The organism is Streptomyces inusitatus (assembly GCF_014651115.1).
Taxonomy (GTDB): domain Bacteria; phylum Actinomycetota; class Actinomycetes; order Streptomycetales; family Streptomycetaceae; genus Streptomyces; species Streptomyces amakusaensis.
In genome coordinates this window covers 34,911-55,030 of sequence record NZ_BMWG01000028.1, presented here as the reverse complement: position 1 = coordinate 55,030, position 20,120 = coordinate 34,911, and the positions used below count along the sequence as shown (strand labels likewise).

Here is a 20,120-nt window from a genome sequence, read left to right as displayed (position 1 = left end):
ATCACCACCGAACGCACACGAGAACCACGAGAACCACGAGAACTCTGAGGAGAAGCGTTGAGTGGCAAGGGCGCACCCGAACTGTCCGTACGCAACGTCGGCGACCTCCGTGTCGCCGTCATCGCGGCCCTCTGGCACGAGAAGATCATGGACGGGCTCGTCGACGGGGCCCTGCGCGCCCTGGGCGAGCTGGGCATCGACGAACCGACCCTGCTGAGGGTCCCCGGCAGCTTCGAACTCCCCGTGGTCGCCAAGGTGCTCGCGGGCCGGGGCTACGACGCGATCGTCGCACTCGGCGTCGTCATCCGGGGCGGCACCCCGCACTTCGAGTACGTGTGCCAGGGCGTCACCCAGGGCCTGACCCAGGTCTCGGTGGACACCGGCGTCCCCATCGGCTTCGGCGTGCTCACCTGCGACACGGAGGAGCAGGCGCTCGCCCGGGCGGGGATCGAAGGGTCGACCGAGGACAAGGGTCACGAAGCGGTCACCGCCGCCGTGGCCACCGCCGCCACCCTGCGCTCGGTCAGCGAACCCTGGCGCTGAACCGGCCGCCCGTACCCCGTACCCTGAGACCATCATGGCGAACAAAACCTTCGAAGAACTCTTCGCCGAGCTGCGGCTCAAGGCGGAGAACGGCGACCCGGCCACGTCCCGCACCGCCGAGCTGGTGGAGAAGGGCGTCCATGCCATCGGCAAGAAGGTCGTCGAGGAGGCCGCCGAAGTCTGGATGGCCGCCGAGTACGAGGGCAAGGAAGCCGCCGCCGAGGAGATCTCGCAGCTGCTCTACCACGTCCAGGTGATGATGGTGGCGCGCGGGATCTCCCTCGACGACGTCTACGCCCACCTCTGACACCTCTGATCCACCGGCCCGCCCGCTCCCTCCACCCGCCTGCCTGCCTACGTAAGGAAGCCGACCTCATGCTGCGCATCGCCATTCCCAACAAGGGTTCACTGTCCGGACCTGCGTCGGCGATGCTCCATGAGGCCGGCTACCAGCAGCGCAAGGAGTCCAAGGAGCTGGTCCTGGTCGACCCGGAGAACGAGGTCGAGTTCTTCTACCTCCGCCCCCGCGACATCGCGATCTACGTCAGCACCGGCCGTCTGGACATCGGCATCACCGGCCGCGATCTGCTGCTCGACTCCGGGGCGGGCGCCGAGGAGATCCTCCAGCTCGGCTTCGCCCGCTCCACCTTCCGCTACGCCACCAGGCCAGGCACGGCCAAGGGCGTCGAGGACTTCGGCGGCATGACCGTCGCCACCTCCTACGAGGGCATCGTCGCCCAGCACCTCGCCGACAACGCCATCGACGCCTCCGTGGTCCACCTCGACGGAGCGGTCGAGACCGCGATCGAACTGGGCGTCGCCCAGATCATCGCCGATGTGGTCGAGACCGGGACCTCGCTGCGCAACGCGGGCCTCGAAGTCATCGGCGAGCCGATCATGACCTCCGAGGCCGTGGTCATCCGCCGTACCGGGGCCGACACCGAGGACCCCAAGGTGCGGCAGTTCCTCCGCCGCCTCCAGGGCGTCCTGGTCGCCCGCTCCTACGTGATGATGGATTACGACTGCCGCGTCGAGCACCTCGAACAGGCCGTCGCCCTCACCCCGGGCCTCGAATCGCCGACGATCTCCCCCCTGCACCACGAGGGATGGGTCGCCGTCCGCTCCATGGTCGCCGCCAAGGAGGCGCAGCGGATCATGGACGATCTGTACGAGCTGGGCGCGCGGGCCATCCTCACCACCGCCATCCACGCCTGCCGGCTCTGAGGATCACCGACACCATGTCCAGCAGCAGCCCCGCCACCCGGAACGCCACCCTCCCGGTGACCTTCCGTCCCACCCGTACCCGAGTCATCCTGCTGACCATGGGTGTGGCGATGTTCGCCGTCGTCGCCTTCGTCGGTCTCACGCTGGAACGGCTGAACACGGGGGAGCGGATCAGCTTCGTCTTCACCGGCCTGCTCTTCCTCGGGGTGCTCCTCCTGCTCAGCAGGCCCAAGGTGGTCGCCGACGACCGGGGTGTCACGATCACCAACATCACCGGGGTCCGCCGGCTGGAGTGGGCGGAGATCGTCCGGGTCAACCTCCGCCCGGGCGACCCCTGGGTCTTCCTCGATCTGAGCGACGGCACCAGCCTGCCGGTCCTCGGCATCCAGCCCGGCGTCGCCAGAGAACAGGCCATCACCGACGCCCGCGCCCTGCGCGCGCTCGTCGACGAGCGCGCGGGCCACTCCGCTTCCTAGGGCTCAGCCCGCTCAGCCGGCCGGGGGCTCCTGAGGCCCCCGGTCGCGCGGGCCCCGGCCCGAGAGCACCTCGCCGTACGCCTGCATCAGATCGGGCAGCCGCAGCGTGGCGAGATCCTCCCGGGTGGGCGTGCCCGGATAGCCGGAGAGCCGCAGATCGCGGTAGGCGCAGCTCTTCTCGTACAGGGTCCGCAGAAAGCGCCCGTTGCCCAGCTCGTCGATCCAGCTCTGGTCGACCACATGGCCGCTGATGGAGCGCAGCTCGTCCACGGCCTCCTCGTCCCACACATCGCCGTTCTCGGCGGCCAGCACCTCGCCGATCGCGGTCAGCTCCAGCGGGCGGTACGAGGGGAAGTCGACCCGGGTGGTGAAGCGGGAGGTGAGCCCGGGGTTGGCGGCGAGCAGCCGGTCCATGCCCTCGGGGTAGCCCGCCAGGATGACCACGAGGTGGTCGCGATTGTCCTCGGCGCGCTTCAGCAGCACCTGGAGGGCCTCGTCGCCGTAGGCGTCGCCCTTGGTGTAGCCGGAGTTGGCCAGGCTGTAGGCCTCGTCCACGAAGAGGACGCCGCCGAGTGCCGAGTCGATCAGCTCATTGGCCTTCACCGCCGTCTGGCCGAGGAACTCGCCCACCATGTCCGAGCGCTGGGCCTCCACCAGATGGTCGCCGCCGAGCAGACCGAGCGCGTAGAAGACCCTGCCGAGGATCCGGGCGACGGTGGTCTTCCCGGTGCCCGAGGGGCCGGAGAAGATGAAATGGCGTTTCGGCGGCTGCACCGGCAGCCCCTGACCGGCCCGCAGCCGGGCCATCTCCAGCTGTGCCGAGAGCGCCTTGACCTGCCGTTTCACCGGATCAAGGCCGACCATCCGCTCCAGCTCGGCCAGTGCCTCGGCGAGCAGCGCGGGATCGGTGGGGCCCGAGGGCAGCAGGGTGGGGGAGCCCGGCCCCGAGCCCTGGGTCCGTCCTCTGATCGCCTCGGACGGCGGCCCGGGCGGGGTCGCGCCGGGGAGCTGGCTCTGCTGGTCGGGCCCGGGGCGCGCCTCGGCCGGGACGGTCCCCTCGGTCTCCACCGCCTCGGTCGCCCGCTCCTGGAGGGGTTCGGGCCCGAATCCGGCGAGGGAGACGGCGAGCCCGGCCGACTCGTCGTAGCCGTCGATCCCGTCGTACTCGGCGATCGCCGTCAGCCGGGCCGAGGTGTCCATGAAGGCGGGGTCGACGCGGTGCACCGCGCGGTAGAGCGGAAGGGCGGCGGCGCTGCGGCCGGTGCCCTCATGGGCCCGCGCCAGCCAGTAGCGCAGCTCCTTGCGCTGGGGCTGTTCGCTGCGGCAGCGCATCAGGGCCGCCGACAGCAGCGGCTCGGCCTGTCCGTACATCTCCAGCCGCACCCGGGCCATGCCGCCGAAGAGACCGGCCTCGATGCCCAGCAGTGCGTCGCCGACCAGGGGTTCGGTGTGGCGCACCAACTCCTCCCAATCCTTGACGAGATAGGCGCGGCAGGCGTGCAGAAAACGCACCTGGGGGTCGGCGTCCACGGGCGGCAGCCCGGCCAGCGCCCGGTCCAGATCGGGCACATGGCGGCCGTCGAGCCAGTGGGAGGCGTGCGCGAGCAGCAGATCGCGCGGGGTCTCCAGGACCGGCTGGACCCACCAGCCGAGCCAGTACCAGGAGTTGAGGGTGCGCCGGTGGCGGGAGCGCTGCTCGCCGAAGCGCTCGCGGGCGCGGTACATCCGCAGCAGCGCGTTGGAGGTGTCGACGCGCAGCGCGTGCAGCCCCAGCCAGCCGTCGGCCATGCCGGGATCGAGCTGTACGGCGGTCCGGAACTCGTCCTCCGCCTGGGGGTAGGCCCCCATGGTGTACGCGTCCACGCCGCGCACCCAGGCGAGGTCGGCGGGGGCCGGTGCGCCCTGCGTGCCGATGTCCATCAGGCCCCCCACAAAGTGCACCTGCGCCGTGTCCGGGAGGACGTCCCCCGGTCCGCCGTCGGCGGGTGACGGCGGCCAAGGCACCGAACCGCCGTTCCTTGGACGGGATTTGACCCCAACGAAGGGCATCGTACCTGCGCGGGGACGCGGAGATTAAGGGTGCCGCCAAGTGATCCGGGTCGCGGTGACCGAGGGTGAGGAAGAGGTGTCGCGGTGGGCGGATCCGGACGGAAATGAGGGGCAGAACGAAGCCCCCGGTCACGGGGGAACAACCGGGGGCTTCGCGTCCGAGTCGGCCTTCAAGGCCGCACATTGAGAACGTAGGACCTGTACGGCCCCTTGGTCAAGCGGAGTTCGGGCCCTCTTGGGGCGGTTTTCCGACGGCTCGACACCCCACTGAAGAGTGGTCACCCAGTGTGATGATCTGGTTCTGACGTGCGTTTGTTCGGGGCCCTGGAAGCAACTCGTACCCCTGGGGACGCTCACGCACCAGCGCATCCGCGAAAGGGCGCGACGGGTCGGCCGAGAAATGGCGTGTCTCCGCCGCTGTCCAGCCGTCCCAGAAGGCGGTCAGCCCCGCGCCGTCGCGCCGCCGGCCGCGGCGCCAGGAGTCCTCGGCGTTCCGCTCCATCCACAGCAGGGCCGCCAGCCGGGGCCGGAGCGCCCGGCGGCCGGCGCCCACGCCCTCGATCAGGACGACGGGGGCGGCGGGCAGGGCGCGCGCCGGGGTGAAGCGGCGCTCGTTCCAGTCGTACGGGGCGTAGCGCGCCTCCGCCCCCCGTGCCAGCGGCCCGATCACCTGGTCGAGCAGCCGGCCCGTCCAGTCGAAGAGTTCCTCGTGGCTGGCCAGATCGTCCAGGTGCAGTACGGGGACGGGGGCCCCGCCGCCGGGAAGGCGCGCGAGCGCCTCTTGGAGCCGGGCGGTGAAGGTGCTCTTGCCGGAGCCCGCGTGGCCGTCGACCGCGACCAGCCGTACCGGGCCGCAGGACGGCGGCCGTGCGCGCAGCGTTCGGGCGAGTCGGTCGAGATCCTCCATTCGGCCAGCCTACGGCGGGAGGACGCCGCAGGTCACACCAGTGGTCCAGGCCAATATCGGGGTGCCGGGAGGGGGCCGTAACACTGGCCGTGACCCGTCGGAAGCGGCGATAGTGGCCCCCGTCGAGTCCAACCGGCCGAGCGTTACCGACCTGGGGGTTTCCCATGGCCACTTCGCGCAGAACCGTGCTGAGCGCCGCGATCGCGGCGGCCGCGGGAGCGGGCGCCCTCTCCGCCGCGTCCGCCGCCGCTCTTCCCGTACCCGCTCTTCCCGTACCCGCGACTCTTCCCGCCGGACGTCCGCCCCGGCCGTACCGGACGCCCCCGACCGTGGACAACCGCTTCTGGTCCTCGTACGCCGACTGGCACTCCGGAGCCCGGGAGGGCGTCCGGGCCGTCGCCGGACGCCGCTCCGGCCTGGTGATCACCCGCCCGGCCGGACTGCTGGAGTACGCCGATCCGCACACCGGGCGCACCGAGAGCTGGGAGTACGCCACCTGGACCTCGCCCGAGCACCGCCCGGAGGTCCCCGCCACCGAGGTCATCGCCTCCTGGAACGCCGAGACCCCGGCCGGCACCTGGCTCCAGACCGAGCTGAGCGGTGTCTACTCCGACGGCACGACCTCGCCGTGGTTCGTGCTGGGGCGCTGGGCCTCGGGCGACGGGGACATCGCACGGACCTCGCTGGACGGCCAGTCCGACGGCAGGGCCTCCGTCTGGACCGACACCCTCTCGATCGACGACGCCGACGCCGACGCCGACGCCGACGCCGACGCCGACGCCGCGAGCGGGCAGCGGCTGCGGCTGCGCTCGTACCGGCTGCGGCTCACCCTCCACCGCAGGCCGGGCAGCCGGCTCACCCCCACGGTCCACCGGGTGGGGGCGATGGCCTCCGACGTACCGGACCGGTTCACGGTGCCCGCGACGCCCGTGACCCGGCCGGGGGCCGCGCGCGAGCTGGAGGTGCCGCGCTACTCCCAGAACATCCACATCGGCCGCTACCCGGAGTACGACAACGGCGGCGAGGCGTGGTGCAGCCCCGCCTCCTCGCAGATGATCATCGAGTACTGGGGCCGTCGGCCCACCCCCGAGGATCTCGCCTGGGTCGACCCGGCCTTCGACGACCCCCAGGTCTGCCACGCGGCCCGCTCCACCTACGACCATCAGTACCGGGGCTGCGGCAACTGGCCCTTCAACGCCGCCTACGCGGCGTCCCACCCCGGGATGAACGCGGTCGTCACCCGGCTGACCTCGCTGACCGACCTGGAGCGGCTGATCGCGGCGGGCATCCCCGTGATCACCTCGCAGTCCTTCCTCAAGGAGGAGCTGACCGGCGCGGGCTACGGGACCGCGGGCCATCTGATGACCGTGATCGGGTTCACCCCCGAGGGCGATGTGATCGCCAATGATCCCGCGTCCGACTCCAACGAGGAGGTACGGAGGGTCTACCGCCGCCGTGAGTGGGAGAACATCTGGCTCCGTACCAAGCGGTACAACGCGAGCGGGAAAGTGTCGTCCGGCACAGGAGGCGTCTGCTACCTCTACTGGCCCGAGCGCCCCACGCCCGCCCAGCGCCGGGCTCTGGCCGCTCTCGGGGTGCGCTGACGCCGACCGCCGCCCCGGGGCCGGTGACGTACGTCTCTACCCCCGGGGCGGTCCGCCTGGCACTGTGGTCGGGACACCGGCCGACCGGGGAGCTTCCCGAGACCCCCGGGGAGCCGTCCCCCGCCGTCCGACCGAGCGAGACCGCCATGACCTCTGCCACCGGCTCCGCCGCCGCCCCCGCCGTCGCTCCCGCCGTCCGCACCCGCACCGGCGGCCCCGACGACCGCTCCGACCTCGTCGAGCACATCGTCGGCTGGACCCTGGTGGTCGTCCTCGCCATGCTCGTCACCCGGCTCGGCCTGATCTGAGGCGCGTCCTCGAAGCAGCGCCTCCCACCGCGCCGGGAGTTGACGGAGCGTCTGCCTCCGCCAACCCGTGACGTATCTCATCCGATCGGGCATACTCAACGCGCCACAGCCGCCGACCAGCGCCTTCCGTGATCCGGAGGCGCAGCATCGGCCTGGCAGAACGACGGGCGATGCGCGCACCCACCCTTCGCGCGCCACGCCACAGCGCCCGACAGGGAGGAGCACGCGCAATGCCCGACAGCGTCCCGCAGCCGGTGGACCGCCAACTGCCCACGGAGGAGTCCGGGGAACTGATCGCCCTGGTCCGAGACATCGCCCAGCGGGAGATCGCCCCCCGGGCGGCCGAGGAGGAGGAGTCGGGGCACTTCCCCCGGAAACTCTTCTCCCTGCTGTCCTCCTCAGGACTGCTCGGCCTCCCCTACGCCGGTGAGCACGGCGGCGGGGATCAGCCGTACGAGGTCTACCTCCAGGTCCTCGAAGAACTCGCCGCCGCCCGTCTCACCGTGGGCCTCGGCGTCAGCGTCCACTCGCTGGCCTGCCACGCACTCGCCGGATACGGCTCCGAGGAGCAGCGGGCGAAGTGGCTGCCGGACATGCTCGGCGGCGGACTCCTCGGCGCGTACTGCCTCTCCGAGCCGTCCTCCGGCTCCGACGCCGCCTCGCTGCGCACCAGAGCGGTGCGCGACGGCGAGGACTGGATCATCACCGGGACCAAGGCCTGGATCACCCACGGCGGTGTCGCGGACTTCTGCACCGTGCTCGCGCGCACCGGTGAGGAGGGCGCCCGGGGCATCACCGCCTTCCTGGTCCCCGGCGACGCGCCGGGCCTTGAGGCCGCCCTGCCCGAGAAGAAGATGGGCATGAAGGGCTCGCCCACCGCGCAGCTCCACTTCGACGGGGTCCGTGTCCCGGACGCCCGCCGGCTCGGCGAGGAGGGGCAGGGCTTCGCCATCGCGCTCTCCGCCCTCGACTCCGGCCGGCTCGGCATCGCGGCCTGTGCCGTGGGCGTCGCACAGGCCGCCCTGGACGAGGCGCTCGGATACGCCACCGGACGCCTTCAGTTCGGCCGTCCCGTCGCCGACTTCCAGGGGCTGCGGTTCATGCTCGCCGACATGGCCACCCGGATCGAGGCGGGCCGCGCGCTCTATCTCTCCGCCGCCCGGCTGCGGGACGCGGGACGCCCCTTCTCCCGGCAGGCTGCCATGGCGAAGCTGTTCTGCACGGACGCGGCGATGAGCGTGACCATCGACGCCGTCCAGGTGCTCGGCGGCTACGGATACACCGCCGACTTCCCGGTGGAGCGCTATATGCGCGAGGCGAAGGCGCTCCAGATCGTCGAGGGCACCAATCAGATCCAGCGCATGGTCATCGCCCGTCATCTGGCGGGACCCGAGTCGCGCTGAACCTCCCCGCCACGGTGCCGCGTTCTCCCGGAGAGCGCGGCACTGCCGTAGGGGTGTTACGGGGTACGGAAGGGTCAGGCGGCGCGCCGGTGCGCGGACCGGGTCGGCACCGGGCGGGAGCCGGGGCCGCCGACGTGCGAGAAGGGCTGCATCCGCCAGTCCAGGCTCTGAGGCAGCGTCAGCAGCAGCCCCATCTCCTGCTCCTGGACCTCCAGCGTCTCGTCGGCGGGCCGGGCGGCTCCGGCGGAGCGGCCGGTCCCGGAGCAGACGGTCAGCCCGAACGGATTCCACGGAGTGGGGCACAGCGCGTGCTCCGGCAGTGTCTCCTCGTCCGCGAGAAGCGCGATTGGCTGGGAGCAGTCCGGGCAGACGACCCGGTACATCTCGAAGGTGTCGTACGCGTCGAACTCGTCCTGCTCCACCGACTCGGCCGGATCGAGAGGCTCCGGTTCGGGACGGCCGATGTTCTTGACACTCTGCATGGGTTCTCCCCCTCGGGTGGGCCAACCAGGGACATGTGGCCTCGACCACAGCAAGCACTTCCCCATGCGATTAGCTGGTAACCGTCAGGTCACGGCCCAGCCCCTCCCATCTCTGTGGCGTTCGTCACATGAGCCTCGTAGATGCCCCGGCACGGCCCGCGGGACTGTGCCGGAGACGGCTCGGGCAATTAGGTTGATCCGCATGGAGGAGCTGGATCGTCACATCGTTGAATTGCTCGTCAAGGACGGCCGCATGAGCTACACCGACCTGGGCAAGGCCACCGGCCTGTCCACCTCGGCGGTGCATCAGCGGGTGCGCCGGCTCGAACAGCGCGGAGTCATCCGCGGTTACGCCGCGGTCGTGGACCCCGAGGCGGTCGGGCTGCCGCTCACCGCGTTCATCTCGGCCAAGCCCTTCGACCCCAGTGCCCCCGACGACATCGCCGAACGCCTCGCCGACGTCCCCGAGATCGAGGCCTGCCACAGCGTCGCGGGCGACGAGAACTACATCCTCAAGGTGAGGGTCGCCACCCCCCTGGAGCTGGAGAACCTCCTCACCCGCATCCGCTCGCTGGCCGGCGTCTCCACCCGTACCACCGTCGTCCTCTCCACCCCCTACGAGGCCCGCCCGCCGCGCATCTGAACCGGTCCGCGGAACTGGTCCGTGGAACCGGACCGCCTGAATCCGGCCGCCCAAGGACACGGCCTAGGGTGGTGCCATGACCGAGAACAGCCACCCGAGCGGCGAGCACCGCACCACACTGCTGCGCGGCGGAGAAGTCCACAGCCCCGCCGACCCCTTCGCGACCGCCATGGTCGTCGAGCGGGGGCATGTCGCCTGGGTGGGCTCCGAGGGCGCGGCCGACGCCTTCGCCGCAGGGGTCGACGAGGTCGTCGATCTCGAAGGGGCTCTGGTCACCCCGGCGTTCACCGACGCACATGTGCACACCACGGCCACCGGCCTCGCGCTGACCGGCCTCGACCTCTCCGGCTCCCGCACCCTCGCCGACGCGCTGCGGCGGGTGCGGGAGCACAGCGCCGGACGCCCCGCCGGGCAGGTGCTCATCGGCCACGGCTGGGACGCCGCACGCTGGCCCGAGCGACGGCACCCCTCCCGCGCCGAGCTGGACGAGGCGAGCGGCGGACGCCCGCTCTACCTCACCCGTATCGACGTCCACTCGGCCGTCGTCACCACCGCCCTCCTCGACCTGGCGCCCCAGGTCACCGGGTTGACCGGCTACCACCCCGACGGTCCGCTCACCGACGCCGCCCACCACGCCGTACGCGCCGCCGCCCACGCGGCGATCACCCCCGCCCAGCGCGAGCGGGCCCAGCTCGCCGCCCTGGAGCACGCGGCCTCGCTGGGCATCGGCACGATCCACGAGTGCGCCGGACCCGACATCTCCGACGAGGACGACTTCACCGGCCTGCTCTCCCTCGCCGCCTCCCGCCCCGGCCCCCGGGTCGTCGGCTACTGGGCCGAGCGAATCGCGGACGCGAAGGACGCCCAGCGGGTACGGGAGCTGGGCGCGCGGGGCGCGGCGGGCGACCTCTTCGCCGACGGCTCCCTCGGCTCCCACACGGCCTGCCTCCACGCCCCCTACGCCGACGCGGACCACACCGGCACCGCCCATCTCGACGAGGGCGACATCGCCGCCCATGTCACCGCCTGCACCGAGGCCGGTCTCCAGGCCGGCTTCCACGCCATCGGCGACGCCGCCCTCACCGCCGTCGTGGCGGGCGTGCGCCGGGCCGCCGACACCCTCGGCCTCGCCCGGGTGCGCGCCGCCCGCCACCGGATCGAGCACGCCGAGATGCTCACCCCCGAAACCGTCGCCGCCTTCGCGGAATTCGGCCTCACCGCCTCCGTACAGCCCGCCTTCGACGCGGCCTGGGGCGGGGACGAAGGCATGTACGCCCAGCGCCTGGGCGTGGAGCGGGCCCGCACCCTCAACCCGTACGCGGCGCTGCTGCGCGCCGGAGTCCCGCTGGCCCTCGGCTCCGACAGCCCCGTCACCCCGCTCGACCCGTGGGGCACCGTCCGCGCCGCCGCCTTCCACCGGACCCCCGAGCACCGGATCTCGGTCCGCGCCGCCTTCACCGCCCACACCCGGGGCGGCTGGCGGGCCGCCGGCCGGGACGACGCGGGCGTGCTGGTGCCCGGAGCCCCCGCCGACTACGCCCTGTGGCGGACCGGCGAACTCATCGTCCAAACCCCCGACGACCGGGTCGCCCGCTGGTCCACCGACCCGCGCTCCGGCACCCCCGGACTGCCCGACCTCACCCCCGGCCGGGAGCTGCCGGTCTGTCTGCGGACGGTGGTGCGCGGACAGACCGTCTGGACGAACCGGTCGTGAGCCGCCGAACGAGTGACGTACGGATATTTCGCTCCCCGGCCCACCGTTCCGGGCGGTCGGCCGCGACCTGCGAGTCTTCCCCGTGGAACCGGCCGAATTGGGCAAACCGCGCAGATCGCTCGACTGTTGACATGAAGCGCCCAGGGGCGGGTAGGTTCGGCCGAGTCCACCACAGGACGTCCGACCGGCAGACCTCCACGCAGTCGTCGAACGCCGCTGGGCCATGGGGCAGTGCGCCGCACCGGGGCACCGCCACTGGGAGCCAGGTCCAGCGCCCGCGCCTCGGGAGCGAGGGAAGGTTTCAGCCGGACGGCAGGTGAGACCCGGACGGGGTCCGGCGTTCAGTAGACAACGGCTCTCGGTCGGCCCGCAGCCGGCGGGTCCCAGGCCGGCCCGAAGGACGCCGGACCCCTGTCCGTACCCTTTGTCACCTCTCTCGTCATCTCTCGCACGATCTCTCTCACGACGGACCCCCGGCCCCCTCGGCCACGCCCCGGCCGACACCCCAGCCCCGTGCCGTCGCGGGAGCCCCGCCCGGCGATCGCTATGGTTGGGCTCTGTGCACGGACATAAAAGGGGCCAGCAGTGAACGACGGCGCTAGGGACAGCGAAGCCCAGGCGAAGCGGTATGGGCCGCTCGGCAGATCCTTGGTGATCATTCCGACCTACAACGAGGCCGAGAACATCACGACGATCGTCTCCCGGGTGCGGGCCGCCGTGCCCGACGCCGACATCCTCGTCGCCGACGACAACAGCCCCGACGGCACCGGCAAGATCGCCGACGAGCTGGCCCACGAGGACGAACAGGTCCAGGTGCTGCACCGCAAGGGCAAGGAGGGCCTCGGCGCGGCCTATCTCGCGGGCTTCGACTGGGGTCTGGAGCACGGCTACGACGTGCTGATCGAGATGGACGCCGACGGCTCCCACCAGCCGGAGGAGCTGCCCAGGCTGCTGACCGCCCTCAAGGGGGCCGACCTGGTCCTCGGCTCCCGCTGGGTCCCCGGCGGCCGGGTGGTCAACTGGCCCAAGTACCGGGAGTTCCTCTCCCGGGGCGGCAGCACCTACTCCCGTCTCCTCCTCGGCCTCTCCATCCGCGATGTCACCGGCGGCTTCCGCGCCTTCCGCGCCGACACCCTGCGCGGCCTCGGCCTCGGCCAGGTCACCTCCCAGGGCTACTGCTTCCAGGTCGACCTCGCCCGCCGCGCCGTCGCCACCGGCTATCACGTGGTGGAGGTGCCCATCACCTTCGTCGAGCGCGAACTGGGCGATTCCAAGATGAACCGCGACATCGCGGTGGAGGCCCTGTGGCGGGTCGCCGGCTGGGGCATCTCGGACCGGACCAACCGGCTGCGCGGCCGCTCCGCCCCCTGACCGCCCGGGCTCTTTCCCGGCCGCTTGGGCCCTTCCCCGGCCGCCCGGACCCTCCCACCGGGTCCGACTCCTTCCGCCGGATCCGCTACCACACCGGCCGTCGCCCATCCAGTGCGAGCTGTGCCCTGTCACCCGGCGGCCGGCGCCCCGAAACTGATTCCGATCCACCCGAACGCCCCGGCCCTCGGTGGCCGGCCGGCTCCCCGCCTGCCGGCCGGCCGCACGAGCGGGGCGGGCCCGGTCCGAGCGGACGCACGGCGCCGAGCACGGGGGAGCGGGGGGTACGGGGGAGCCCGGGGCCGTGCCGAAACGGCGCGGCCCCGCAGGGCGGTCCCCGCGCGCCCGACGGCGCTTCTCGGACAACGTTCGCCCGCACCCGGTGACGAGGCTGCCCCGGGGCTCCGTACCGGCCGCATAATCTCGACCATGGCCCTCCACAACCCAGAACTCCGGAACTTCCTGCTGTCACGGCGGGCCCGGCTCGTCCCGGGAGATGTGGGGCTGCCCACCTCGGGATCCCGGCGGGTGCACGGATTGCGCAGGGAGGAGGTCGCCGCCCTCGCCGACGTCAGCGTCGACCACTACATCCGGCTGGAGCGGGGCCGCGGCTCCCAGGTCTCCGACACCGTCCTGGACGCCGTCGCCAGGGCGCTGCGGCTGACCCCGGCCGAACACCGCCATCTCTACCGCCTCGCCCGGCCCGACGCGCTCGCCGGGACGGACGACCCCGCCGAGACCCCGGTCCGCTCCGGGGTCCGCCAGGCGCTCCAGGCCCTGTCCGCCCCCGCCTATCTGGTCGGCGCGCGCGGCACGGTCCGGGAGTGGAACGGCCCGGCGTGCGAGGTGTTCCTCGACTTCGCCCGGATACCGCCGGAGCGCCGTCTCATCGGCTGGATCGTCTTCACCGACCCGCGCGCCCGGGAGCTGTACGTGGACTGGGAGTCCAAGGCCCACGAGACCACCGCCTTTCTGCGCACCGAGGTCGCCCAGTACCCCCACGACGCCGAACTGGCCGCCCATGTCGACGAGCTGAGCGCGGCGAGCGAGGACTTCCGCGCCCTGTGGTCGCGCCACGCCGTCCTCGGCGTCGCACACGGCACCACCGCGATCCGCCACCCCGGCAGCGGGGTGCTGGAGCTGTCGTACGAGACCATGCGGCTCACCGACGACCCCCGCGAGGTGGTCGTCGTCTACTCCGCCGCCGCCGGATCGCCCTCGGCCGCCGCCCTGGCACGGCTCTGTGCCCGGACCGGCGGGGCGGATACGGGGCCGGGGCCGGCCGGAGAGCCTCGGGCCGCCGGGGAATGATCTTTCCGATCACCCCCTTACGCCGCTCCGGCGGGTGTCCAGGCACACTGGGGTCATGACGACCGGCATGCCCCCGACCACCCCCGGCCCCAAACGATCCCGCGCCCGCACCCTCATTCCGCTCGCCGTCGCCGGCTGGCTCGTCCTGGAGATCTGGCTGCTGACCCTGGTGGCCGGGGCGGCCGGTGGACTGACCGTGCTCGCCCTGCTCATCGCAGGCGCCGTCCTCGGCGGAGCCGTGATCAAGCGTGCCGGGCGGCGGGCCTTCCGCAATCTGACCGAGACCCTTCAGCGGCAGCAGGAGAGCGGCGGCCGGCCGGACCCCTCGGCCGCCGCCCCGCGGAGCGGCGAGGGCAATGGCCTCCTGATGCTCGGCGGGCTGCTGATCCTGCTCCCCGGCCTGCTCTCCGACGTGGCGGGCCTGCTGCTGCTGGCCCCGCCGGTCCGCTCCCTGCTGGGGCGGTACGCGGAGCGCTCGCTGGAGCGCCGGATGCGCCGCGCCGACCCCGGCAGCCTGGGGGACGCCTTTCAGCAGGCCCGTATCCACCGCCCGGACGGCAAGGTCGTCCAGGGCGAGGTCATCCGCGAGGACGGCACTCAGGCCCGCCCCTACGGCGGCGCCGACGGCGACGGCGGCCCCAGGCCCCCGCTGACCCGCTGACCGGCTGACAGGCAGGCAGTCTGACCTGCACCCGGAGCGCGCTCCGGCCCCGGGCGGAGTGCCCGGGGCCGCCTCGTCTCCCGGTCTCCCGCGCACGGGCGTACGGGCGTACGCGCCCGGGTGCACCACATACGCCAAAAGCCGCGGGCCGTGGCACACACATGGTGTGACACGGCCCGCGGCTCTTGTCTTGCTCGATGCTCCGGTATCCGGCTTACGCGGACTTCCTGCTGTCCCGCGGATGCACGGCGATGTTCATGGCGCCGGAACGAAGGACCGCCAGCCTCTCGGCCAGCACTTCCTCCAGCTCCTCGCGGGTACGCCGCTCCATGAGCATGTCCCAGTGCGTGCGCGCGGGCTTGCCCTTCTTCTCTTCGGGGCCGTCCCCGTCCACCAGGAGTGCCTGGGCGCCGCACGCCTTGCACTCCCACTCCGGCGGAATTTCTGCCTCGACCGAGAACGGCATCTCAAACCGATGTCCGTTCTGGCATGCGTACTCCACCGCCTGGCGCGGGGCCAGATCGATGCCGCGGTCCGTCTCGTAGCTGGTAACCACGAGGCGCGTGCCGCGGAGAGCTCGCTCACTCATGAATCGTGCCTCCCGGGCTTGTCGCCCACAGGACAGGTGTCGCTGTCGTCGTCATCCGGTCAACGTCCGGTCGGCCGTAAAGATTCCCGTTCCGGGTCACGCGTCGCCCGTCGTGCCGCTGCTTTCCCAAAGTTGGGGTACCCGCCAGTGCCCGGTTTGTCACATCTGACAGAAAGTGTCACCCACTGATTCCACTTCCCCCCTGTGCGCAGTAACGGTCCGCCTGGCAGGCCAAACGCGTACACTACCGGCCTTTCACTTCACCGTCTAAATCCGGTCCGGCGCGGGATTGCCGGCGGCCGCCACCGCACGGGCCACGGGAACCCGCGCGAGCAGGACGAAACCCACCCCGAAGAAGACCGCCAGCGAGACGATCGCATCGCGATAACTGCCGGTCAGCTGGTACGCGAGGCCGAAGAACAGCGGCCCGAGCCAGCTCAGTCCGCGGTCGCTCATCTCGTACGCGGAGAAGTACGCGGCCTCTTTGCCGCGCGGCACCAGGTGTGAGAAAAGCGACCTTGACAGCGCCTGACTGCCGCCCAGCACCAGCCCGATGGCCGCGGCCAGCGCGAAGAACCACCCCGGCGAGGCGGCCGGCAGGAAGAAGCCCGCCACCAGGATCAGCGTCCACACCGCCAGCGAGCCCAGGATGGTCCTTTTCGCGCCATGGGCCCTCGCCAGCCGTCCCATCCCCAGCGCGCCCGCCACCGCCAGCACCTGCACCAGCAGCACGGCGACGATCAGGGTCGTCTGATCGAGCCCCAGCTCCTCCGAGCCGTAGACCGAGGCCTGCGAGATCACCGTCTGGATGCCGTCGTTGTAGACCAGATACGCGAGCAGGAAGGAGAGGGTCAGCGGATGCCGCCGCATGTCCTTGAGGGTCGCCGCCAGCTGCCGCCACCCCGAGCCCACCGCGCCCGTGCCGTCGCCGCGCACCCGCCGGTCCCGCAGCCGCCGCAGCGGGATCAGCGTGAACGCGCCCCACCACAGCCCCGCCGTCGCCAGACAGATCCGTACCGCCTCCGACTCCGACAGCCCGAAGGACTCGTGCCCGCTGTAGAGCACCAGATCGAGCACCAGCACCAGCGCACCCGAGGTGTAGCCGAAGGCCCAGCCCCGGGAGGAGACCGCGTCGCGCTCGGCAGGCTCCGCCAGCTGCGGCAGATAGGCGTTGTAGAGCACCATCGACACCGACAGGGACGCGTTCGCCACGATCAGCAGCAGCGCGCCCAGCGCATAGCGCTCACCGCCGAGGAAGAACATGCCGGCCGTCGCCGCCGCCCCGGTGTACGCGGCCACCGCGAGCAGCGGCTTCTTGCGGCCCGTACGGTCCGCCCACGCGCCCGCCAGCGGCATCAGCACCACCGCGAGCACCACCGAGGCGGAGACCGAGTACGCGAAGAGGGAACCCGCCCGCACCGGAACGCCCAGCGGGTGGACAAAGCCGTCCGCGTCCGCCGCCGCCTTCGCCACCGAGGTCAGATACGGGCCCAGGAACACGGTGAGGACGCTCGTCGAATAGACGGAGCACGCGAAGTCGTAGAAATACCAGCCGCGCTGCTCCCGTAAGCGGCCGCCGGGCCCGTCGGTCGCCGTGTCCACGGTCTCGGCGGTCATCCGCGCCCCCACTCGTCGCCCGCTCCTCGCGGTGTCTGTTCCCCGGAGCGGGCGGGCGAATCAGGCCCAGGCCCCCCGGTCCGTCAGGACCGTGCGCAGCGTCTCCAGATGATCGGTCATGATGCCATCCACCCCCAGGTCGAGCAGGAGTCCCATCCGCTCCGGGTCGTTCACCGTCCACACGTGCACCTGGAGCCCCCGGGCGTGCGCCGCCCGCACGAACCGCCGGTCCACCAGCCGTATCCCGGACCGCTCCTCCGGCACCTGGACGCAGACCGCCCCGGCGCGCACGGCGGCCGGGACGCCGAGCGAGAGCAGCCGCAGCCCCACCACCCCGCGCACGCCGTAGGAGGTGGCCAGCCGGGGGCCCGCCAGCCGCGCCGCCCGCGCGACGCGGCCCTCGGAGAACGAGCCGACGCAGACCCGGTCCCACGCCCTCGCGCGGCGCACCAGTTCGACCAGGGGGGCCACCGCCGACTCGGCCTTGACGTCCACGTTCCAGCGCGCCCCGGGGAACTCCTCCAGCAGCTCCTCGAAGAGCGGCAGCGGCTCCCGGCCTGCCACCCGGGCCCGCCGCACCTCGCTCCACGGCAGCCGGCCCAGCCGGCCCCGCGCGTCGGTGACCCGGTCCAGCGTCGCGTCGTGGAAGGCGACCAGCTTCCCGTCCGAGGTGGTGTGCACATCGGTCTCGAAGTAGCGGTAGCCGAGGGCGGCCGCCCGGCGGAACGCGGCGGCCGTGTTCTCGACCCCGTCCGCCGCGCCGCCGCGATGGGCGAACGGCAGGGTCAGGGGGTGGTCCAGATAGGGATGGCATACGCGAGTCACCGCCGCAGTATCGCCCGCTTCGGCGGCCGGACGGCGGCGGGGTCCGCCGGTTCGGCCGGGGCCGCCGGCCCCGGTGCGCCGTTCCCGGAGGCCACGACGATCGTGCCCGCCGGGCCGCCGGCGCCCTTCGCGCCCTCTCCGGCCGCGCCTTCTCCGCCCGTGCCCTCTCCGGTGCCCTTCGGCGTCCCGGTCCCGGCCCCGGTCCCGGCGAAGATCCGCAGGAAGAACTGGGCCAGCGGGCCGATCGCCAGGGCGTACGCGACCGTCCCCACGCCGACCGAGCCGCCCAGCGCGAACCCCGTCACCACCACCGTCACCTCGATCCCCGTGCGCACCAGCCGGATGGAGCGGCCGGTGACCCGGTGCAGCCCCGTCATCAGACCGTCGCGCGGCCCCGGTCCGAGCCGCGCCGTCAGATAGAGGCCGGTCGCCGCGCCATTGGCCACGATGGCCACCGCCATCAGCGGTATCCGGGACCCCAGCGCCCCGATGTCCGGGAGCAGCGCCAGGGTGGCGTCCATCACCAGGCCGATGACCACGACATTGGAGACCGTGCCGAGGCCGGGGCGCTGCCGGAGCGGGATCCACAGCAGCAGCACGGCCGCCCCGACGATGATCGACATCGTGCCGATGGTCAGCCCGGTCCGCTCCGAGAGTCCCTCGTTCAGCACATTCCACGGCTCAAGTCCGAGTCCGCTCCGCAGCAGCAGCGCCGAACTCGCGCCGTACAGCACCAGACCGGCGTACAGCTGGAACAGCCGACGGGGGAGGTGGGTGGACCTTCTCTTCACGGTGGTGGCCCCTCTGGCGATAGTGGACTGACCCATGACACTCTGTGGCTATGGAACGGATGGCAACCATGGCCAATTCCGGGAAGGTGGACTGATTTCCATGACTCAGTGGACCTCGGCGGTCGGAGCGTCCCAGCTCGCCCGTCAGCTCACCGCCCAGCAGCCCCGCCCCGCCGGGCCCGGCACCCGCAAGCCGCCCGCCTATCGCGCGCTCGCCGACGGCGTCCGGCTCCTCGTCCTGGAGGGCCGGGTCCCCGTCGCCGCCCGGCTCCCCGCCGAGCGGGAGCTGGCCCTGGCGCTCTCCGTCAGCCGCACCACCGTCGCCGCCGCCTACGAGGCGCTGCGCTCGGAGGGATTCCTCGAATCGCGCAGGGGAGCGGGCAGCTGGACCGCGGTCCCGGCAGGGAATCCGCTGCCCGCGCGCGGTCTGGAGCCGCTGCCCCCGGAGTCCCTCGGAGCCATGATCGACCTCGGCTGCGCCGCGCTCCCCGCGCCCGAGCCCTGGCTCACCCGCGCCATCCAGGGCGCGCTGGAGGAGCTGCCGCCGTACGCACACACCCACGGCGACTACCCGGCGGGCATCCCCGCCCTGCGCCAGATGCTCGCCGACCGCTACACCGAGCGCGGCATCCCCACCATGCCCGAGCAGATCATGGTCACCACCGGGGCCATGGGCGCGATGGACGCCATCTGTCATCTCTTCGCCGGGCGCGGGGAGCGGGTCGCGGTCGAGTCGCCCTCGTACGCCAACATCCTCCAGCTGATGCGCGAGGCCGGGGCGCGGCTGGTGCCGGTGGCGATGGAGGAGGGACTCGGCGGCTGGGACCTGCCCCGATGGCGGCAGGTGCTGCGGGACGCCGCGCCGCGCCTGGCCTATGTCGTCGCGGACTTCCACAACCCCACGGGCGCGCTCGCCGACGACGACCAGCGCCGTCGTCTGGTGGACGCGGCCCGCTCGGCCGGGACGGTCCTGGTGGTGGACGAGACGATGTCGGAACTCCATCTCGACGACGGCCGCGAGATGCCCCGGCCGGTCTGCTCCTTCGACCCGGCCGGCTCCACGGTGCTGACGGTCGGCTCGGCGAGCAAGGCGTTCTGGGCGGGGATGCGGATCGGCTGGGTACGCGCCTCGCCCGAGGTGATCCGCTCGCTGGTGGCCGCCCGTGCCTACGCGGACCTGGGCACCCCCGTGCTGGAGCAGCTCGGCGTCAACTGGCTGATGCGGACCGGCGGCTGGGAGCGGGCGGTCGCCGTCCGCCGTACCCAGGCCCGGGAGAACCGCGACGCGCTGGTGGCGGCGGTGCGCCGGGAGCTGCCGGAGTGGGAGTTCGCCGTTCCGGACGGCGGGCTCACCCTCTGGGTGCGGACCGGCGGGCTCTCCGGCTCACGGCTCGCCGAGGTCGGCGAGCGGGTGGGGGTGCGGGTGCCGTCCGGTCCGCGCTTCGGGGTCGACGGGGCCTTCGAGGGCTTCGTCCGGCTGCCCTTCACCGTCGGCGGCCCGGTCGCGGACGAGGCCGCCGCCCGGCTGGCGGCCGCGGCCCGGCTGGTGGAGACGGGGGCGACGACGGGCACGGACGCGCCGAGGACGTTCGTGGCCTGATCGGG

At 72.5% G+C, this 20,120-nt stretch carries 20 protein-coding genes; 13 read left to right on the top strand and 7 right to left on the bottom strand.

The window, feature by feature from the left end; translation table 11 throughout:
* The first annotated feature begins 57 nt into the window (after positions 1–57).
* The 4 genes from ribH (at position 58) to IE247_RS30160 (ending at position 2,243) form a co-directional block, all read left to right on the top strand.
* Positions 58–543 (top strand): 6,7-dimethyl-8-ribityllumazine synthase, encoded by a 486-nt coding sequence (ribH, locus tag IE247_RS30175; RefSeq protein ID WP_190126505.1) that lies wholly within the window; start codon positions 58–60, stop codon positions 541–543.
* Between the two features lie 34 nt (positions 544–577).
* Positions 578–850, top strand: a complete 273-nt coding sequence (locus IE247_RS30170) for a phosphoribosyl-ATP diphosphatase (protein ID WP_190126504.1) — start codon at positions 578–580, stop codon at positions 848–850.
* A 68-nt stretch (positions 851–918) separates the two neighbouring features.
* Positions 919–1,767, top strand: coding sequence for an ATP phosphoribosyltransferase (hisG, locus tag IE247_RS30165; RefSeq protein ID WP_190126503.1), 849 nt, complete (start codon positions 919–921; stop codon positions 1,765–1,767).
* 14 nt (positions 1,768–1,781) lie between these two features.
* Complete coding sequence (locus IE247_RS30160) at positions 1,782–2,243, top strand: PH domain-containing protein (RefSeq protein ID WP_190126502.1); 462 nt, start codon at positions 1,782–1,784, stop codon at positions 2,241–2,243.
* Between the two features lie 12 nt (positions 2,244–2,255).
* On the opposite strand, the gene IE247_RS30155 is transcribed toward IE247_RS30160, so the two are convergent.
* Positions 2,256–4,163 carry an AAA family ATPase gene (locus IE247_RS30155; RefSeq protein ID WP_190126501.1) on the bottom strand — a complete coding sequence of 636 codons (1,908 nt, stop codon included), beginning with the start codon at positions 4,161–4,163 and terminating at the stop codon, positions 2,256–2,258.
* 343 nt (positions 4,164–4,506) lie between these two features.
* Positions 4,507–5,199 (bottom strand): uridine kinase family protein, encoded by a 693-nt coding sequence (locus IE247_RS30150; RefSeq protein WP_190126500.1) that lies wholly within the window; start codon positions 5,197–5,199, stop codon positions 4,507–4,509.
* Positions 5,200–5,363: 164 nt separating this feature from the next.
* On the opposite strand from IE247_RS30150, the gene IE247_RS30145 reads away from it, so the two are divergent.
* From IE247_RS30145 to IE247_RS30135, 3 genes are all read left to right on the top strand, one after another.
* On the top strand, positions 5,364–6,803 hold the full coding sequence (locus IE247_RS30145) for a C39 family peptidase (protein WP_190126499.1): 1,440 nt from the start codon (positions 5,364–5,366) through the stop codon (positions 6,801–6,803).
* 146 nt (positions 6,804–6,949) lie between these two features.
* On the top strand, positions 6,950–7,111 hold the full coding sequence (locus IE247_RS30140; protein WP_190126498.1) for an SCO1431 family membrane protein: 162 nt from the start codon (positions 6,950–6,952) through the stop codon (positions 7,109–7,111).
* A gap of 230 nt (positions 7,112–7,341) precedes the next feature.
* A complete protein-coding gene (locus tag IE247_RS30135) occupies positions 7,342–8,514 on the top strand; it encodes an acyl-CoA dehydrogenase family protein (RefSeq protein ID WP_190126497.1) in 1,173 nt (390 codons plus the stop codon).
* Positions 8,515–8,588: 74 nt separating this feature from the next.
* Here the strand turns inward: IE247_RS30135 and IE247_RS30130 are convergent, their stop codons facing one another.
* Positions 8,589–8,996, bottom strand: coding sequence for a hypothetical protein (locus tag IE247_RS30130; RefSeq protein WP_190126496.1), 408 nt, complete (start codon positions 8,994–8,996; stop codon positions 8,589–8,591).
* Positions 8,997–9,198: 202 nt separating this feature from the next.
* Between IE247_RS30130 and IE247_RS30125 the strand changes: the two genes are divergently transcribed.
* The 5 genes from IE247_RS30125 to fxsA all read left to right on the top strand — a co-directional run bounded on the left by IE247_RS30125 (position 9,199) and on the right by fxsA (position 14,693).
* A complete protein-coding gene (locus IE247_RS30125; protein ID WP_190126495.1) occupies positions 9,199–9,639 on the top strand; it encodes an Lrp/AsnC family transcriptional regulator in 441 nt (146 codons plus the stop codon).
* 76 nt (positions 9,640–9,715) lie between these two features.
* Entirely contained in the window at positions 9,716–11,353 is a 1,638-nt protein-coding gene (locus IE247_RS30120) for an amidohydrolase (protein WP_190126494.1), read from the top strand.
* 585 nt (positions 11,354–11,938) lie between these two features.
* Complete coding sequence (locus IE247_RS30115) at positions 11,939–12,724, top strand: polyprenol monophosphomannose synthase (RefSeq protein ID WP_190126493.1); 786 nt, start codon at positions 11,939–11,941, stop codon at positions 12,722–12,724.
* Positions 12,725–13,150: 426 nt separating this feature from the next.
* Positions 13,151–14,032 carry a helix-turn-helix domain-containing protein gene (locus IE247_RS30110; RefSeq protein ID WP_190126492.1) on the top strand — a complete coding sequence of 294 codons (882 nt, stop codon included), beginning with the start codon at positions 13,151–13,153 and terminating at the stop codon, positions 14,030–14,032.
* 55 nt (positions 14,033–14,087) lie between these two features.
* Positions 14,088–14,693 carry an FxsA family membrane protein gene (gene fxsA / locus IE247_RS30105; RefSeq protein ID WP_190126491.1) on the top strand — a complete coding sequence of 202 codons (606 nt, stop codon included), beginning with the start codon at positions 14,088–14,090 and terminating at the stop codon, positions 14,691–14,693.
* Between the two features lie 214 nt (positions 14,694–14,907).
* On the opposite strand, the gene IE247_RS30100 is transcribed toward fxsA, so the two are convergent.
* The 4 genes from IE247_RS30100 to yczE form a co-directional block, all read right to left on the bottom strand.
* On the bottom strand, positions 14,908–15,282 hold the full coding sequence (locus tag IE247_RS30100) for an RNA polymerase-binding protein RbpA (RefSeq protein WP_003959706.1): 375 nt from the start codon (positions 15,280–15,282) through the stop codon (positions 14,908–14,910).
* Positions 15,283–15,549: 267 nt separating this feature from the next.
* Positions 15,550–16,899, bottom strand: coding sequence for an MFS transporter (locus tag IE247_RS30095; protein WP_190126490.1), 1,350 nt, complete (start codon positions 16,897–16,899; stop codon positions 15,550–15,552).
* Between the two features lie 60 nt (positions 16,900–16,959).
* Complete coding sequence (locus IE247_RS30090; RefSeq protein ID WP_190126489.1) at positions 16,960–17,724, bottom strand: glycerophosphodiester phosphodiesterase family protein; 765 nt, start codon at positions 17,722–17,724, stop codon at positions 16,960–16,962.
* The gene (gene yczE / locus IE247_RS30085) at positions 17,721–18,551 is read right to left on the bottom strand and encodes a membrane protein YczE (protein WP_190126488.1); all 831 of its coding nucleotides are present in this window, start codon (positions 18,549–18,551) and stop codon (positions 17,721–17,723) included. The genes IE247_RS30090 and yczE overlap by 4 nt, the downstream gene beginning before the upstream one ends.
* Before the next feature lie 64 nt (positions 18,552–18,615).
* Here yczE and IE247_RS30080 point away from each other — a divergent pair, with 64 nt between their 5' ends.
* Positions 18,616–20,115, top strand: coding sequence for an SCO1417 family PLP biosynthesis transcription factor (locus IE247_RS30080; protein WP_190126487.1), 1,500 nt, complete (start codon positions 18,616–18,618; stop codon positions 20,113–20,115).
* Positions 20,116–20,120: the final 5 nt, after the last annotated feature.